Origin of the sequence: Streptomyces sp. WAC05374 (genome assembly GCF_004353505.1) — a bacterium.
Lineage (GTDB): Bacteria > Actinomycetota > Actinomycetes > Streptomycetales > Streptomycetaceae > Streptomyces.
Map to the genome: position 1 here is coordinate 847,229 of NZ_SMNQ01000001.1, position 15,936 is coordinate 863,164.

Annotated in this window: 18 protein-coding genes; 11 read left to right on the forward strand and 7 right to left on the reverse strand. The window is 74.0% G+C overall.

Annotation, left to right across the window (positions count from 1 at the left end; translation table 11 throughout):
• The first annotated feature begins 1 nt into the window (after position 1).
• Positions 2 to 490, forward strand: coding sequence for an SRPBCC family protein (locus tag E2B92_RS03760; RefSeq protein ID WP_126889111.1), 489 nt, complete (start codon positions 2 to 4; stop codon positions 488 to 490).
• 7 nt (positions 491 to 497) lie between these two features.
• Here the strand turns inward: E2B92_RS03760 and E2B92_RS03765 are convergent, their stop codons facing one another.
• A complete protein-coding gene (locus E2B92_RS03765; RefSeq protein ID WP_126889110.1) occupies positions 498 to 1,673 on the reverse strand; it encodes a PLP-dependent cysteine synthase family protein in 1,176 nt (391 codons plus the stop codon).
• Between the two features lie 229 nt (positions 1,674 to 1,902).
• Between E2B92_RS03765 and E2B92_RS03770 the strand changes: the two genes are divergently transcribed.
• The 3 genes from E2B92_RS03770 (at position 1,903) to E2B92_RS03780 (ending at position 3,623) form a co-directional block, all read left to right on the forward strand.
• The gene (locus E2B92_RS03770; RefSeq protein ID WP_126889109.1) at positions 1,903 to 2,232 is read left to right on the forward strand and encodes a hypothetical protein; all 330 of its coding nucleotides are present in this window, start codon (positions 1,903 to 1,905) and stop codon (positions 2,230 to 2,232) included.
• Between the two features lie 214 nt (positions 2,233 to 2,446).
• The gene (locus E2B92_RS03775; protein WP_126889108.1) at positions 2,447 to 2,989 is read left to right on the forward strand and encodes an ATP-binding protein; all 543 of its coding nucleotides are present in this window, start codon (positions 2,447 to 2,449) and stop codon (positions 2,987 to 2,989) included.
• 358 nt (positions 2,990 to 3,347) lie between these two features.
• The gene (locus E2B92_RS03780) at positions 3,348 to 3,623 is read left to right on the forward strand and encodes a mycoredoxin (RefSeq protein WP_260604443.1); all 276 of its coding nucleotides are present in this window, start codon (positions 3,348 to 3,350) and stop codon (positions 3,621 to 3,623) included.
• Positions 3,624 to 3,680: 57 nt separating this feature from the next.
• On the opposite strand, the gene E2B92_RS03785 is transcribed toward E2B92_RS03780, so the two are convergent.
• Entirely contained in the window at positions 3,681 to 4,907 is a 1,227-nt protein-coding gene (locus E2B92_RS03785) for an ROK family protein (RefSeq protein WP_126889107.1), read from the reverse strand.
• A gap of 152 nt (positions 4,908 to 5,059) precedes the next feature.
• Here E2B92_RS03785 and E2B92_RS03790 point away from each other — a divergent pair, with 152 nt between their 5' ends.
• The 4 genes from E2B92_RS03790 to E2B92_RS03805 all read left to right on the forward strand — a co-directional run bounded on the left by E2B92_RS03790 (position 5,060) and on the right by E2B92_RS03805 (position 8,607).
• Positions 5,060 to 5,716 (forward strand): endonuclease, encoded by a 657-nt coding sequence (locus E2B92_RS03790; RefSeq protein WP_126889106.1) that lies wholly within the window; start codon positions 5,060 to 5,062, stop codon positions 5,714 to 5,716.
• 41 nt (positions 5,717 to 5,757) lie between these two features.
• Positions 5,758 to 6,114, forward strand: coding sequence for a hypothetical protein (locus tag E2B92_RS03795; protein ID WP_126889105.1), 357 nt, complete (start codon positions 5,758 to 5,760; stop codon positions 6,112 to 6,114).
• A 454-nt stretch (positions 6,115 to 6,568) separates the two neighbouring features.
• A complete protein-coding gene (locus E2B92_RS03800; protein WP_126889275.1) occupies positions 6,569 to 7,795 on the forward strand; it encodes an MFS transporter in 1,227 nt (408 codons plus the stop codon).
• Between the two features lie 56 nt (positions 7,796 to 7,851).
• The gene (locus E2B92_RS03805; protein ID WP_126889274.1) at positions 7,852 to 8,607 is read left to right on the forward strand and encodes a maleylpyruvate isomerase family mycothiol-dependent enzyme; all 756 of its coding nucleotides are present in this window, start codon (positions 7,852 to 7,854) and stop codon (positions 8,605 to 8,607) included.
• Here the strand turns inward: E2B92_RS03805 and E2B92_RS03810 are convergent.
• The gene (locus E2B92_RS03810) at positions 8,594 to 9,007 is read right to left on the reverse strand and encodes a MarR family winged helix-turn-helix transcriptional regulator (RefSeq protein WP_126889273.1); all 414 of its coding nucleotides are present in this window, start codon (positions 9,005 to 9,007) and stop codon (positions 8,594 to 8,596) included. The two genes, E2B92_RS03805 and E2B92_RS03810, sit on opposite strands and share 14 nt — an antisense overlap.
• Positions 9,008 to 9,094: 87 nt before the next feature.
• Between E2B92_RS03810 and E2B92_RS03815 the strand changes: the two genes are divergently transcribed.
• On the forward strand, positions 9,095 to 10,648 hold the full coding sequence (locus E2B92_RS03815; RefSeq protein ID WP_126889272.1) for an MFS transporter: 1,554 nt from the start codon (positions 9,095 to 9,097) through the stop codon (positions 10,646 to 10,648).
• An 80-nt stretch (positions 10,649 to 10,728) separates the two neighbouring features.
• Positions 10,729 to 11,007 carry a DUF6332 family protein gene (locus E2B92_RS03820; protein ID WP_126889271.1) on the forward strand — a complete coding sequence of 93 codons (279 nt, stop codon included), beginning with the start codon at positions 10,729 to 10,731 and terminating at the stop codon, positions 11,005 to 11,007.
• A gap of 63 nt (positions 11,008 to 11,070) precedes the next feature.
• Here the strand turns inward: E2B92_RS03820 and E2B92_RS03825 are convergent, their stop codons facing one another.
• The 3 genes from E2B92_RS03825 to E2B92_RS03835 all read right to left on the reverse strand — a co-directional run bounded on the left by E2B92_RS03825 (position 11,071) and on the right by E2B92_RS03835 (position 13,968).
• Positions 11,071 to 12,348 (reverse strand): GDSL-type esterase/lipase family protein, encoded by a 1,278-nt coding sequence (locus E2B92_RS03825; RefSeq protein ID WP_126889270.1) that lies wholly within the window; start codon positions 12,346 to 12,348, stop codon positions 11,071 to 11,073.
• A gap of 41 nt (positions 12,349 to 12,389) precedes the next feature.
• Positions 12,390 to 12,959, reverse strand: coding sequence for a TetR/AcrR family transcriptional regulator (locus E2B92_RS03830; protein ID WP_133087387.1), 570 nt, complete (start codon positions 12,957 to 12,959; stop codon positions 12,390 to 12,392).
• Positions 12,960 to 13,116: 157 nt separating this feature from the next.
• Positions 13,117 to 13,968, reverse strand: coding sequence for a TetR/AcrR family transcriptional regulator (locus tag E2B92_RS03835; protein WP_126883361.1), 852 nt, complete (start codon positions 13,966 to 13,968; stop codon positions 13,117 to 13,119).
• Positions 13,969 to 14,093: 125 nt separating this feature from the next.
• Between E2B92_RS03835 and E2B92_RS03840 the strand changes: the two genes are divergently transcribed.
• Positions 14,094 to 14,549 (forward strand): nitroreductase family deazaflavin-dependent oxidoreductase, encoded by a 456-nt coding sequence (locus E2B92_RS03840; RefSeq protein ID WP_126883362.1) that lies wholly within the window; start codon positions 14,094 to 14,096, stop codon positions 14,547 to 14,549.
• A 57-nt stretch (positions 14,550 to 14,606) separates the two neighbouring features.
• On the opposite strand, the gene E2B92_RS03845 is transcribed toward E2B92_RS03840, so the two are convergent.
• Positions 14,607 to 15,824, reverse strand: a complete 1,218-nt coding sequence (locus E2B92_RS03845) for a geranylgeranyl reductase family protein (RefSeq protein ID WP_235023675.1) — start codon at positions 15,822 to 15,824, stop codon at positions 14,607 to 14,609.
• Positions 15,825 to 15,936 lie beyond the last annotated feature (112 nt).

A 15,936-nucleotide genomic window follows, 5' to 3' on the forward strand; every position in this document is an offset into this window, starting at 1 on the left:
CATGGCACGCCGACTGCGCCCTGTGCGGCTCGACTTCCTCGAGTCCGCGCCCCTGCGTCTCGTCTTCGCCGCGCACGTGGCCGCGCCGCCCTCGGCGGTGTACCGGGCCCTCGCCGACGAGGTCGCCGACAGCCCCTCGTGGTTCCCCGCCATCGCTGCCGCCCGCCCCATCGCGGGCGGCGCGGGCCGTGAGATACGGCTGCGCGGCGGGGTGGTCTTCCAGGAGCGGATCCTGGTGACGGACGCCGGTGAGCGCTACGCCTACCGGGTGGAGGAGACCAACGCCCCCGGCGTACGCGCCCTGATGGAGGAGTGGCTGCTGACCCCGGTGCCGGAGGGGCCCGGCACCCGGGTGCGGTGGACGATGGCGGCCGAGGGCACCGCGCCCTTCCGGGTGGTGATGCGGCTGGGCCGGTCGGGGGTGGGCCGGTCGTTCCGGGACGCGATGCGCAACCTGGACCGCAGACTGGCGTCGTCCCCGGCGCCGTAACGTTTCCTCAGCGGTGGACGGGCCCGGCGGGGCGAGCCGGCGGGTCCGGCCAGACGCCGCTGCCGAGGAACTCGTCGATGGCCGCGCTGTACGGGGCGATGTCCAGCCCCTGTTCGGCGAGCCAGGCGTCGGAGTAGTACTTGTCCAGGTAGCGGTCGCCCGGGTCGCAGATCAGGGTGACGACGCTGCCGGTGCGGCCCTCCGCCACCATCTCGGCGACGATCTTCAGCGCGCTCCACAGGCCGGTGCCCGTCGAGCCGCCCGCCTTGCGCCCGATGGCGCTCTCCAGGGCGCGTACGGCGGCCACGCTCGCCGCGTCGGGCACCTTCATCATCCGGTCGATGGCGCCGGGCACGAAGCTCGGCTCCATCCGGGGGCGGCCGATGCCCTCGATGCGCGAGCCGCAGTCACTGGCGGCGTCCGCGTTGCCGGTGGTCCAGCCCTCGAAGAAGCAGGAGTTCTCCGGGTCGGGGACGCAGACGCGGGTGTCGTACAGCATGTAGTGGACGTAGCGGGCGATGGTCGCGGAGGTGCCGCCGGTACCGGCGGTGGCGACGATCCAGGCGGGTACCGGATGGCGCTCCAGCCGGAGTTGCTGGTAGATCGACTCCGCGATGTTGTTGTTGCCGCGCCAGTCGGTGGCCCGCTCCGCGTACGTGAACTGGTCCATGTAGTGGCCGCCGGTGGCGACGGCGAGGGCGGCGGACTCCTCGTACATCTTGCGCGAGTCGTCGACGAAGTGGCACCGCCCGCCGTGGAATTCGATGAGCCGGATCTTCTCCGGGCTGGTGGTGCGCGGCATGACGGCGATGAACGGGACGCCGATGAGGCTCGCGAAGTACGCCTCGGAGACGGCGGTGGAGCCGCTGGACGCCTCGATGACGGGCTTCCCCGGACGGATCCAGCCGTTGCACAGCCCGTAGAGGAAGAGCGAGCGCGCCAGGCGGTGCTTGAGGCTGCCGGTCGGGTGGGTCGACTCGTCCTTGAGGTAGAGGTCGATGCCCCACCGCTCGGGGAGCGGGAAGCGCAGGAGGTGCGTGTCGGCGGACCGGTTGGCGTCGGCCTGGACCTTGCGCACGGCCTCCTTCAGCCACTGCCGGTACGCCGGGTCGCTGCGGTCGACGTCGATGGTCACGGCCGGGTCCGTGGGCCCCGGATGCCCTGCTTGCTCAACGGTGCTCACGCGCCACTCCTCATGGTTCCCTGCCCTGCTGTCCCTCCTCGAACATACCTCCCTCACCTGCACAAACGATGACTTTGATGGCCCATAGGGAACGCTTGCAGGGGGCGCCCCCACGCGCCCCCTCGCGTCGCAGGGGGCGCAGGGGCGCATCGGCGACGCGCCCTGGTGCATGGGCGCGTCCTTGTGCAGACTGACCGGATAAACCTGCGCGAAGGGGGCTGGGTACGACATGGCCGAGGCCGATTTCAGCGCCACCGGCGTACGAATCGAACGGTGGCCGCGTTCGCTGACCCGGGCGGGCGAGGTCCTGATCAAGGACGGCAGGCTGGCGCTCCTGACCAGCTACGGACGGGTGATCGACAGCGCCCCGGTACGGGCGGTCAGGGCGAGCAGGCCCTGGTTCGCGGGCGGCGGTGACGCGATGGTGGCGACCCTCAACGGGACGCGGTACCGGCTGACCATGGGCCAGCGCGGCCGGCGGCCCGACAGCGCGGCGGCGACGGCCGTGGCCGGGCGCCTGCTGGAGGCCGTACGCCGGGCGGGCGGCGGCCGGGACTGACAGGGCCGCGCGCCGACAGAAGTGACGCCAGGGACCCACGGGTAACCGGTCGCCGCGAGTTGCGGAGCGGTCACCCCTGGTCCACGCTGGACTGACATCACTACCCAGGGTGCACCGGCGGTGACGCTGCGATCCAGCCCGCCGGACCATCAGCCAGCCAACCACTGGATCCGATCTCCGTCTTCTTCCGGACCTATTTCGGGGAGTCGCAGCCGTGATCAGCCAGGCAAGCAGGCAGTGCACGGTAGAGCTCCAAGCCCTGCCGTCGCGGATCGGTCAGGTCCGCAGAATCGTTTCAGCGCAATTGCGCTACTGGAATCTCGATTGTCTGATCGAGAAGGCCGCGCTCGGTGTCACCGAGCTCCTGACAAACGTTCACCAACACGCCCAGCCGGACAAGGTGTGCACCGTCGAGATCGAGTTCATGCTCGACCGGCTGACGGTCTCGGTCCACGACCACGACCCCCGCCTTCCCGCGGTCAACACGTCCGACCCGATGGCCACTTCGGGCCGTGGTCTGGCCCTGATAGAGGCCGTCAGCGAGAGTTGGGGCGCCCGGCCCCAGGGCGACTCCGGGAAGGTCGTGTGGTTCACCCTCCCGGCGCCCACGTCCACGCCCCTGCCCATACCGCCCCTCCCGGTGTACGGAGCGGCCACCAGCGGACCTTTCACGGGCGCGGTGCCCTTCGGAGACCTGGCGGACGCGGCGGACGCGGTACGTGAACGGGCCACCGCCCGGCCGGCCGTGGCGGGCTGACCGGGCACACGAGGGCCGCGCACGGCCCGCCCGCCGGGCGGGCGCCGGACGTGGAGGCACGCCCGGCGCAGAGGGCCGGCGCGGGGGCCGGGCGCCCGTATCCTGCCGGGGGCGGGGCGGCCGCACGGTTCCCGTACGGGTGCTCGCCGGTCCCACCGGCCGCGAAGCCGTGGTGGAGAGCCTTCGGTGACCGGCCGCCGGGAGCGCCCCGGCGATGGCGGCGCCACGGGGGTGTGCGGTCGTGCGGTGCGGTCGGTGACGGCACCGGCGCCGGGGGCGGGTGCCCTCGTGGTCGTACCGGCGGTGACACCGCCCTTACACCGTGGCGAGTACGCTCGCGGTGACGGAGGGGGTAGTCGTGAGCGAGGACCGCGAGGACCGCGAGGACGTGGTCGTCCACTGGCGGCCCGGCTGTCCGTACTGCATGAAGCTGCGTCTCCAACTGCGCTTCACCGGGCTGCGGTACACCGAGGTGAACATCTGGAAAGACCCCGAGGCGGCGGCTTACGTCCGGTCGGTGGCCGACGGCAACGAGACCGTGCCGACGGTGCGCGTGGCGGGGACGGCCCTGGTGAATCCGTCGCTCCGGCAGTTGCTTGAGGCGGTCAGGGCGCACGCCCCGCACCTGTTGTGAACCCCGGCCGGGAGCGGCCCTGCGTGTCCGGCCGGGTCTCGCGCTGCGGGCGGGGCCCTACGCGGCCGGGCGGCCCAGGGCGGCGAGGGGGTCGTCCAGCACCGGCTGCCAGGCCAGTTCGGCAGCGCCGGCGAGGCTGTTGTGGTCCAGCGTGCAGCCCAGGATCGGTACGCCGCCGCTGCGGCCCCACAGGCTGCGGTCGGCGACCACCGCGCGCAGCCGCTCGGGGTCGGCGGCGAGCAGTTCGCGGTGCAGACCGCCCAGGATGATGCGGTCGGGGTTGAGGATGTTGACCAGACCGGCCAGGCCGAGGCCGAGGCGGTCGATCAGCTCCTCGGTGGCCGCCCGGACGCCCGGGGCGTCGGCGTGGTCGCGCAGCAGGTCGCGGGACTGCTGGAGCAGGGAGACCTCGGGACCGGGCTCGCGGCCGGCGGCCGTGAGGAAGGCGAGCGGGTCGGCCTCGACGTCGAGGCAGCCACGGCTGCCGCAGTAGCACGGGCGGCCCTCCGGGTTGACGGTCAGGTGGCCCACTTCGAGGGCCAGGCCGGAGCTGCCGGTGTGCAGCCGCCCGTCGAGGACGAGGGCGCCGCCCACGCCGCGGTGGCCGGTGGCGACGCACAGCAGGTGCTGCGCGCCGCGCCCGGCGCCGTGCCGGTGCTCGGCCAGGGCGGCGAGGTTCACGTCGTTGCCGGTGAACGCGGGGCCGTCGATGCCGGCCTGTCGTACCAGCTCGGCGAAGACGTCCCGGACGGGCGCCCCGGCCGGCCAGGCGAGGTGGAGGGGGTTGAGCGCGGTGCCGTCCGGTTCGGCGACGGCGGAGGGGACGGCGAGCCCGGCGCCCACGCAGCGGCGCCCGCTCTCGCGCAGCAGGTCCGCGCCCGCCCCGACGACGGCGGCCAGGACCTGGGCCGGGTCCTCGGAGACGGTCACGCAGCCGGGTGCGGTGGCCACGATGCGGCCGCCCAGGCCGACGAGGGCGGCGCGGAAGCCGTCGGCGTGGATCTGGGCCGCGAGCGCCACGGGCCCGCCCTCGTCGACGATGAGCCGGTGGGAGGGCCGGCCCTGGGACCCGGCGGCGGCACCCGGCCGGGAGTCGACGCGGATGAGGCCGAGGGCTTCCAGTTCGGCGGCGACGGCTCCGGCGGTGGCGCGGGTGACGCCCAGCTCGGCGGTGAGGACGGCACGGGTGGGGGCCCGCCCGGTGTGCACCAGTTCCAGCGCGGGGCCGAGCGCGCTGCGGCCTCTGTCCAGCCGGGATCGGGTCGTGGTCGCCTTGCCGTTCATGGGGGCGAGTCTCCCATGATCCAGGGACCCGCCCGGCGGGGCGGTGCTGTTTCGGCCGGTCGTGGACGGGTACTGCGGGCGGCAGGGTCGCCGGAGGCCGATCGCCCGTGGCGGCCGGTCGCCGGAGGCCGCGAGAGGTTCCGGGAGGTTCCATGGCACGCCCCGACGGAGAGACGACGGTCCGGGTCCTGCTCGACGAGGAGGGCCGTACCTACGCGGAGCAGGCCGGGGTCCACCTCAGGGACACCCCGCAGCCGCTGTACCAGTTGCTGGTCCTGGCCCATCTGCTGAGCGCGCGCATCCGGGCGGACACGGCCGTCGCGGCGGCGCGCGCCCTGTTCGACGCGGGGATGCGGGACGCGAGGCACATGCGCGACGCCACCTGGCAGCAGCGGGTGGACGCGCTCGGCGAGGGCGGCTACCGGCGTTACGACGAGCGGACCGCGACCCAGCTCGGCAAGGCCGCGGAGCTGGTCCTCGACGAGTACGGCGGCGATCTGCGACGGCTGCGCGACCGGGCCGGCGGCGACGTGGAACGCCTGCGCGACCTGCTCCAGGAGGTGCCGGGGATCGGCCCGGCCGGTGCCGACATCTTCCTGCGGGAGGCACAGGGCGTGTGGCCGGAGCTGGCGCCGTACCTGGACGGCAAGACGCTGGACGGCGCGAGGCGGCTGGGGCTCCCGGCGGACCCGGAGGCACTGGCCGGACTGGCGGGGAAGGAGGAACTGCCCGCGCTGGCCGCCGCGCTGGTGCGCGCCGCGCTGGACAAGCACGTCGTCGACGAGGTCCGGGAGACGGTCCACGAGTAGCCGGTCGACGAGACGGTCCACGAGACACAGGGAGGATCCCGATGAGCACCTCTGACCGCAGCGCACTTCCGCTGCCCGACTACGACGAGCTGTCGGTCGGCACGCTGGAGCACCGCGTCCGGTCGCTCGGCGTCCCCGAGCTCGACCAGTTGCTGCACTACGAGCACGAGCACGCCGACCGTCCGATGGTCGTCCAGGTCCTGACGGCCCGGAAGCGGCAGCTCGACGCCGGAGCCCCCCTGTCCGGCGGCAACCCGGCGGCGTTCAAACCGGAAGCGGCCGGTCACGGCCACGGCGGCTCGCCGGTCTCGCCCGCCACGTCGCCCGAGCCCATGAGCCCGCCGCCGCACGGCACCCCGGACCAGCGGGGCAAGCCGAAGGGCAACCGCACCGGCTGATCCCCTTCCCGGGCCGGCCGGGGCGGCACGGCCACGCGGGCCCCGTGCCCGTGCCCGTACCGGGCGCTCGGGCCCCGTGCCCGTGCCGTGCCCGCGCCGGGGCCTCGGGCCCGCGCCCCGTCCCCCGGCACCGGGCCAGGTACGGGTGGCCGCCCCCGGCGCCCGGCCACGGGCGGGGGCGACACCCGGCCCGTGGGGGCGCGCGGGAACGCACACTCCCGGGAACTCGGCGCCCGGCCGCCCCGGTACCGATCCCCGGCGCCCGGCACCTGGCCCCACTGCCCGATGGCCGCCCCCGGCGCCCGGCACCTGATACCCGGCGCGCACCCCGTAGCCGGCATCCGGCGCAACCCCCACCCGCCCCCGGCCCGCACCGCCCCACTGCCGACGGCACAGCTCCCCCACCCACCCCCCGTGGTTGAAGGGTGCCGCCGCCGACCCCTATCCTGAGTTTGTGCCGCACCTAAACAAACTACCGACGGCCGTACCGGGGGAAGCGGGCGGAGACACCGCCCCGCGTACCCTGGCCCGCCTCCGCACCGCCCTGACCTTGTTCTTCGCCCTCGACGGCTTCCTGTTCGCCGGCTGGGTGGTCCGCATCCCGGCCATCAAGCAGCAGACCGGAGCCTCCGCCAGTGACCTCGGACTCGCCCTCCTCGGCGTATCGGCCGGCGCGGTCGTGACCATGACGCTCACCGGCCGCCTCTGCCGGCGCTTCGGCAGCCATCCGGTGACCGTCGCCTCGGCGGTGCTGCTCAGCCTCAGCATCGCGCTGCCGCCGCTGACCCACTCGGCGCTCGCCCTCGGCCTGGTCCTGCTGGTCTTCGGCACCGCGTACGGCGGCATCAACGTGGCCATGAACAGCGCCGCCGTCGACCTCGTGGCCGCGCTGCGCCGCCCCGTGATGCCGAGCTTCCATGCCGCGTTCAGCCTGGGCGGCATGCTCGGCGCCGGACTCGGCGGCCTGGTCGCGGGCGGCCTCTCCCCCACCGCGCACCTGCTCGGCCTCACGGTCGCCGGCCTGGTGCTGACGGCCGTCGCCGGCCCCGTGCTCCTCCGCCACCCCTCCCCCACCGTCCCGGAGACGGTGCCCGCCGACGAGCGCGCGCCGGGCCGCATGGACGGCAGGTCGCGGCGGCCGGTGACCGTCTTCGGGGTGATCGCGCTGTGCACGGCGTACGGAGAGGGGGCGCTGGCCGACTGGGGGGCGCTCCACCTGGAGCAGGACCTGCACGCCCACCCCGGCGTGGCGGCCGCCGGGTACTCGCTGTTCGCCCTCGCCATGACCGCCGGCCGCCTGTCCGGCACCACGATGCTGGAGCGGCTCGGCCAGACCCGCACCCTGGTGGCGGGCGGCGCGACGGCGGCCACCGGCATGCTGCTGGGCGCGCTGGCGCCGACGGTGTGGCTCGCGCTGCTCGGCTTCGCCGTGACGGGGCTGGGCCTGGCGAACATCTTCCCCGTCGCCGTCGCCAGGGCGGGTGCCGTGGCGGGCCCCGGCGGGGTGGCCGCCGCCTCCACCCTGGGCTACGGCGGGATGCTGCTCGGGCCGCCCGCGATCGGGTTCCTCGCCGACTGGTTCTCCCTGCCGGTCGCGCTGACGACGGTGGCGGTCCTCGCCGCGGGCGCGGCCGTGATCGGGTACGCGGCACGCGGCGCTTCGGCGGCCGGGCGGCCCTGACCGGGGGTGCTCCGGTGGCGGCGCGCGCCTGACGGCCCGGCTGGCAGAATCGCGACATGGAGATCACCGAGCACATCAAGTACCTGACCACCGAAGGGCAGTTGCTCGCCGACGCGGCCGAACGGGCGGGGACCGGGGCGCCGGTCCCGACGTGTCCCGGCTGGCAGGTGCGGGACCTGCTGCGGCACACGGGCATGGTGCACCGGTGGGCCACCGCCTTCGTCACGGAGGGGCACACCTCGTACCACCCGGCCGAGGCCGAACCTGACCTGGACGGCGCCGAGCTGGTCGCCTGGTTCCGGGAGGGCCACGGCCGGCTGGTCACCGCGCTGACCGAGGCGCCCGACTCCCTGGAATGCTGGGCCTTCCTGCCCGCGCCCTCGCCGCGCGCGTTCTGGGCACGGCGTCAGGCGCACGAGACGGCCGTGCACCGGATGGACGCGCAGGCGGCCCTGGGCGCGGTGGCGCGGATGCCGGAGCCCGAGCCGGAGCCGGCGTTCGCCGCCGACGGGATCGACGAGTTGCTGTGCGGCATGCACGCCCGGGAGAAGAGCCGGGTGCGCACGGCGGAGCCCGCCGTCCTTCGCGTACGGGCGACGGACACCGGTGACGTGTGGACCGTGCGCCTGTCGGACGGGGCGCCGCGTGCGGTGCGGACGGCCGACGGGCCGGCCGACTGCGAGCTGAGCGGACCGGCGGCGCGGCTGTATCCGACTCTGTGGAACCGGCTCCCCGTCGAGGCCGTGACCCTCACCGGGGACGACCGGCCGGCCCGACTGTGGCGGGAGACGTCCGCCATCACCTGGTCGTAGGGTCCGGCCCCTCGGCGAGCATCCGGCTCAGCACGGCACGCTGGAGGGGCCGCGCCTCGGCGTGCCGGGCGCGGCCCGCGTCGGTCAGGGCGACCCGCACGCCGCGCCGGTCCTCGCTGCACATGCCTCGGGTGACCAGGCCGTCCTTCTCCAGCCGTGCGACCAGCCGCGACAGGGCGCTCTGGCTGAGGTGCACACGGGAGGCGAGCTCCTGTACGCGGTACGCGCAGCCGCCGTCCTCGGCCGCGCCCTCGGCGAGCACGTCGAGGACCTCGAAGTCGCTGGCGCCGAGCCCGAGCCCGTGCAGAGCGCGGTCCAGTTCGCACGTCGTGCGGGCGTGCAGGGCGAGCACGTCGCGCCACTGTTCCACGAGCGCGCGCTCGGACGTCTTCACAGCCATGGAGTCACGTTAGCAGGAAAGACACCGATTGTTGCATCGGAATTAAATGCACTTGCATTCAATGCACGTGCATGTACTGTGCTGCGCATGACCTCTCCGCTCAACGTCCCCTCCCCCGACGCGCGTTCGGCCACGGAGGACCGCTGGAGCCCCCGCCTTTGGGGGACCCTGCTGGTGCTCTGCGCCGCGATGTTCCTCGACGCCCTCGACGTCTCGATGGTCGGTGTCGCCCTGCCGTCCATCGCCACCGATCTCGGCCTGTCCACCGCGACCCTCCAGTGGGTCGTCAGCGGCTACATCCTCGGCTACGGCGGTCTCCTGCTGCTCGGCGGCCGCGCGGCCGACCTCCTCGGCCGCCGCCGGGTCTTCCTGATCGCCCTCGCCGTCTTCGCGCTCGCCTCCCTGCTCGGCGGACTCGTCGACTCCGGACCGCTGCTGATCGCGAGCCGCTTCATCAAGGGACTGAGTGCCGCGTTCACCGCACCGGCCGGACTGTCGATCATCACCACCACGTTCAAGGAGGGCCCCCAGCGCAACCGGGCCCTGTCGATCTACACCACCTGCGCCGCCACCGGCTTCTCCATGGGGCTGGTGCTGTCCGGCCTGCTCACCGAACTGAGCTGGCGCTGGACCATGCTGCTGCCCGCGCCCATCGCGCTCATCGCCCTGGTCGCCGGCCTGAGGCTGATCCCGCACAGCGACCGCGAGGACACGCGCGGCGGCTACGACGTCCCGGGCGCCGTCACCGGAACCGCCGCCATGCTGCTGCTGGTGTTCACCGTCGTCCAGGCGCCCGAAGCGGGATGGACCTCCGCGCGCACGCTGCTGTCGTTCCTGGCCACCGCCGTCCTGCTCGCCGCCTTCGTCACCATCGAGCGGCGCAGCGCGAGCCCGCTGCTGCGGCTCGGCGTCCTCCGGTCCGGCCCGCAGTTGCGCGCCCAGCTCGGCGCCGCCGCGTTCTTCGGCTCGTACGTCGCCTTCCAGTTCATCGTCACGCAGTACATGCAGTCGCTGCTGGGGTGGAGCGCGCTCCAGACGGCGCTCGCCTTCCTGCCGGCCGGTGTGCTGGTGGCGCTCTCCTCGACGAAGATCGGTGACGTGGTGGACCGGTTCGGAACGCCCCGGGTGATCGCGACGGGCTTCACGCTGCTGGTCCTCGCGTACGCGATCTTCCTGCAGGTCGACCTGACGCCGCGGTACGCGGCCGTGATCCTGCCCTCGATGCTGCTCCTCGGCGCCGCCTGCGCCCTGACCTTCCCGTCCCTCAACATCCAGGCCACCAACGGCGTGGACGACGACGAGCAGGGCATGGTGTCCGGGCTGCTGAACACCTCCATCCAGGTGGGCGGCGCCATCTTCCTCGCCGTCGTCACCGCCGTGATCACCGCGGGCGGCCACGAGGGCGGTGCGTCCGCCTCCCCGCAGGCGGTCCTGGACAGCTTCCGCCCGGGTCTGGCCGTGGTCACCGCGATCGCCGTGGCCGGGCTGCTGATCACCCTCACGGGGCTGCGGCGAGGCCGCCGTACACCGGCCTCGCAGCCCTCGCTCGTGGTGGCGAAGTCGACCGGTCCCGCCGGCCGTGACGGCAGCACCGCCGGCACGGCGGCGGAGCAGGCCGAGCCCGTCGGCGTAGGGGACTGACCTGCCGTCACGCGACCTGCGACCTGCGGCCGGTGGGCGATGTCCTTGCCCACCGGCCGCGCACTTGTGACACTCAGCCCATGGGGAATCGAACACAGGCTCAACGTGACGCCATGACCGTCGAGATCGGGTACGCGCTGCTGACCGCGGCGTTCCTGGCGGCGGCGCTGTTCGGCCTGTGCGCCGCGCCCGTGCTCGTCCTGGGCCTGGAGGGCGGCGCGGCACGGGGGACGCTGATGGTGGCCGCGGCGGTGGCGGGGCTGGGCTTCGTCGCGCGGGTGGCGCGGGTGCTGTGGCGCTTCGGCGCCGGGCCGGACGGCCTGCCGGACCGGCCGGGGCGTACCGGGCCCGGCGCGTAGGTCCGGGGCGTACCAGGGCCGGCGCGTGGGCCGGGGGGCCGGGTGCCGGGTGCCGGGGCGCTCCTACTCCTGGGAACGTACGGCGCCGTTGGCGCGGAAGGGACCGTTCGGGGCGAAGGCCAGCGCGGCGAAGCGTTCCCCGATGCGGCGGTGGGTGGCGGCGTCCGGATGGAGCCCGTCGGGCAGCGGCAGTTCGGCGTGGTCGGGCTCGCCGTAGAGGTCGCGGCCGTCGAGATAGTGCAGGTGCGGGTCCTGAGAGGCCCGCTGCGCCACGATCCGGGACAGCTCGTCGCGGATCACGCCCAGGGTCAGTTTTCCGCTCGTGCGGTCCGCCGGATCGCCCATGGCGCGGAAGCGGAGCCGTCCGGCGGCGAAGGCGGCGGGGTCGGGCGCACTGGGGCCCGGGGTGTCCTCGTGGATGGGGCACAGGATCGGGGAGACCACCAGCAGCGGTGCCGTGGGGTGGCCCTCGCGGATGGTGTCGAGGAAGCCGTGGACGGCGGGGGTGAAGGCGCGGAGGCGCATCGCGTCGGTGTTGACCAGGTTGATGCCGATCTTGACGCTGATCAGGTCGGCGGGGGTGTCCCGCATCGTCCGGGCGGTGAACGGGTCGAGCAGGGCGCTGCCGCCCATGCCCAGGTTGACCAGCTCCGCACCCCCGAGGGAGGCGGCGAGCGCGGGCCAGGTGGTGGTGGGGCCGGCGGCGTCGGAGCCGTGGCTGATCGAACTGCCGTGGTGCAGCCACACCTCGCGGCCCCGGTCCTGTGCGGGCTCGACGGGGGCGTCGGTGCGCAGGGCGATGAGCTCCGTGGTCTCGTTGTGCGGCAGCCAGATCTCGACGTGCTTGGCGCGGCCGGGCAGGCCGGTGAAGCGGAGGGTCCCTGACGGGCCGGGCGACCGGATCGCGGTCCCGGTGGTCATGTCGATGGTGAGGGTGTTGCCGCCGCCGACGCTTCCCCGTCCGGCCCACCGACCGTCGACGAGCAGTTCGTACACGCCGTCCGGACGGGCCGGGGCGCCGGTGTAGACGCGCTTGGTGGGCCGCGTCTCCAGTTCGACGGCGGTGGCGCGGGTGCGGAACACCAGCCGTACGCCGGAGGGTTGGGCCTCGGCCATGGCCAGTTGTCCGTCGGGGCACTGGGCGCGGGCCCAGGCGGGCAGCCGGTGCGGCAGTACGCCGTCCTGGGTGGGCTCCAGATCGAGGGCGCCCCGGAGGAGGTCCGCGGTGATGGGCGTGGTGATGGGCGTCGGGGTGGTGTCGGGTGCGGTCGCGGGCGTGGCGCCGGGCGCGGCGTCGGCTGCGGTGTCGGGCGTGGTGGCCCGGGGGTCATCGGTGTGCATGGCTCGGCCTGGGGGTCGACGTGGGTGGGCGGGGGGTGCGCTCAGTGCGCGGGCCAGTTCCGCAGCGTGGCGTCGAGGGCGTCGAGGATGCGTTCCCAGCTCTCCTGCGAGTCGGGGGCGCTGTGGCTGAACCCGCCGGAGAGTTCGAGGCTGACGTAACCGTGGAAGACGCTGCCGAGCAGCCGGACCGCGTGCGTCCGGTCCCGCTCGCCCAGGTCGTAGCCGCGCAGGATCGCCCGGGTCATCGCCGCGTGCCGGCCGCCCGCGCTCGCGGCGGCCGCCTCCGCGTCCAGTGGGAACTGGGCGGCGGCGTAGCGGCCCGGGTGCTCCCGGGCGTAGTCCCGGTAGACGTTGCCCAGGGCCGCGAGGGCGTCCTTGCCGGCGCGTCCGGCCAGCGCGGCGGCGCCCCGGTCGGCGAGTTCCTCCAGGGCGAGCAGGGCGATCCGGGTCTTGAGGTCGCGGGAGTTGCGGACGTGCGAGTAGAGACTGGCGACCTTGACGTCGAACAGCCGGGCGAGGGCGGAGACGGTCACCTGCTCGAAGCCGACCTGGTCGGCCAGCTCCGCACCGGCCCTGGCCAGCCGTTCCGCGGAGAGCCCCGCGCGCACCATGACCGCTCCTCCCGTCCGCCGCACTCGTTCGCCGCACTCGTTCGACGCACTCGATCGACGCACTCGATTGTGCGCTGCCTAAAGCCTTTAGGCAAATGACGAGGGGCTTAGGTAACTGCCTAATCGGTGGAGGGCCCAGGACGCGGCGGGGCGGGCGTCACCGCAGGAGCCCCAGCTCATGGCCGAGCCGGTCGGCGGAGTGCGTGAAGAAGGTCTCGGCCTCCTCCACGACCCCGGCGAAGTGGCCGAACACCTCGAAGGAGATGAGCCCGAACAACTGGCACCACGCGTTCACGAAGGCGACGGCGAGGGCGGGCGGGAGGTCGGGCGCGAGGTCGGCCGTGAGGCGGTCCGCCTCCGCGCGGAGGCCCTCGGCCAGCGGCGGCGGCGCGACACCCTCGGAGCGGTGGGCGTCGCGGAGGACGGCGAGCAGCACGTGGGCGACGCGGGAGGCCGGGGCGACCGTGGCCTGCGGGGCGGAGTAGCCGGGCACGGGCGAGCCGTAGATGAGGGCGTACTCGTGGGGGTGCGCCACGGCCCACGCACGGACGGCCCGGCAGACGGCGGTCCAGCGGGCGCGGGGGGCGGGGGCACCCCCGGCACCGGTACGGGCTGCGGGGGTGCCCTTCGCTCCGGCACCGGCACGGGCTCCGTCCACGGGGGTGCCCTTCGCTCCGGCACCGGCACCCGCACCGGCGGGTGCGGCACCGACCCCGGCAGAGGCACGAGTACCGGCACCACGGCCTGCACCGGCATCCACGTCGGCGAGTGCGGCTTCGGCGGCGGCGCCGATCGCGTCGTAGGCGTCGACGATGAGCGCGGTCAGGAGGTCGTCGCGGCTCGGGAAGTAGCGGTAGAGGGCGGAGGAGACCATGCCGAGCTCACGGGCGACGGCACGGAGGGACAGCTTCGCGGCGCCTTCGGCGGCGAGCTGCCTGCGCGCCTCGTCCTTGATGGCGGCGGTGACTTCGACACGGGCCCGGGCCCTGGCTCCTCGCACGGTGTTCATGGAGAGCAGTCTGCCACCTTTCGGATCGGTGCACTGAAACGAGAGCACTGCTCTTGCTTTGGTGCACTGCTTCCGTGCACACTGCTCTCAACCGAGAGCAGTGCTCACACTTTGGAGGTCGCCCCATGTCCGCGGAGTCCCAGCACGTCATCAGGCCCGGCTGGTTCACCATCCATGTCGTCAACCGGGCGGTCGCCTGGATGACCCGGCGGGGCATCAGCGTCTGGGGCTCCCGCGTCCTGGCGGTGCGCGGCCGCAAGAGCGGCGAGTGGCGGCGTACGCCGGTCAACGTGCTCACCGTCGACGGCGCCCGGTACCTGGTCGCCCCGCGCGGACACGTGCAGTGGACGCACAACATGCGGGCGGCGGGCGGCGGCGAGCTGCACCTGGGCAAGCGGGTCGAGGCGTTCACCGCCGTGGAGGTCGGGGACGACGACAAGCCCGCCCTGCTGCGGGCCTACCTCAGGCGCTGGAAGGCCGAAGTCGGCCTCTTCTTCAAGGGCGTCGGCCCGGACTCCCCCGACGAGGACCTGCGCGCCATCGCGCCCAGGCACCCGGTGTTCCGCATAACGTCGAGCTGACCGCGCACGCGGCCGGCCCCGGCAGCCGCCCGCGCCGCCCGTGGGTCACCCGCCCCGTTACTGCCGGCGGTCCAGGGCGTCCATGGCGCGGCGGGCCACGGCGGAGTTCCGGACGAGGCCGGCCAGGGTCGTGGCGCCACGGGTGATGTCCGTGAAGGCGCGCCACGCGGGGCGGAACCCGGTGATGGTGGCGTGCAGCAGTCCCGGCCGCTTCTCGAACAGGGCGAGCATCCGGCGCCCGACCGCCATCTCCACGCCCAGCCCGGCCTTGATGGCGAACGCGTAGTTCAGGGCCTGGCGCCGGGCGTCCACGGCGTCGTTCGCCTCGGCGATCCGCACCGCCCACTCCCCCGCCAGGCGCCCGGAGCGCAGCGCGAAGGAGATGCCCTCACGGGTCCACGGCTCCAGCAGTCCGGCCGCGTCGCCACAGACGAGCACCCGTCCGCGCGACAGGGGCGAGTCGTCGCTGCGGCACCGCGTCAGGTGGCCGGACGAGATGGCGGGCTCGAAACCGGCGAGCCCCAGCCGGGCGATGAAATCCTCCAGGTACCGCTTGGTGGCCGGCCCCTCGCCCCGCGCCGAGATCACGCCGACGGTCAGCGTGTCCCCCTTGGGGAACACCCATCCGTAACTGCCCGGCATCGGCCCCCAGTCGATGAGGACCCGCCCGGCCCAGTCCTCGGCGACCGTCTCCGGAACCGGGATCTCCGCCTCCAGGCCGAGGTCGACCTGGTCGAGCTTGACCCCGACGTGCGCCCCTATGCGGCTGGCACTGCCGTCCGCGCCGACGACGGCCCGGGCGAGCACGACCTCCCCGTCGGCCAGTACGACCGCGACCGTACGCCGGTCCGGCACGGCCGAGCCGTGCTGTTCGACGCGCGACACCGTGGCGCCCGTACGCAGTTCGGCGCCCGCCTTCTGGGCCTGCTCGACCAGGCCCGCGTCGAACTCGGGACGGTTGAGCAGCCCGAACAGCATCCGCTTGGAGCGCCGCGTACGGGCGAACCGGCCGTTCAGGGAGAAGGTCACGGCGTGCACGCGGTCCCGCAGCGGCAGTTCGAAGCCGGGCGGCAGGGCGTCGCGCGACGGGCCGATGATGCCGCCGCCGCAGGTCTTGTAGCGCGGCAGCTCCGCCTTCTCCAGGAGCAGCACCCGGCGGCCCGCGACGGCCGCCGCGTAGGCCGCGGAGGCTCCCGCCGGTCCCGCGCCGACCACGACGACATCCCACACCGGCGCGGAGTACTCGTTACCGGCGTCTGCGTTCTCGCTGCTCACGATGTGCTTCTGCTCCTGATCCCGACTGATCCCGAGTGATGCCTGACGACTCCGGACGATCACAAGTGATCCTGATCGATCCCGAGTGATCCCGGTCCTGTCCCATGCCTGT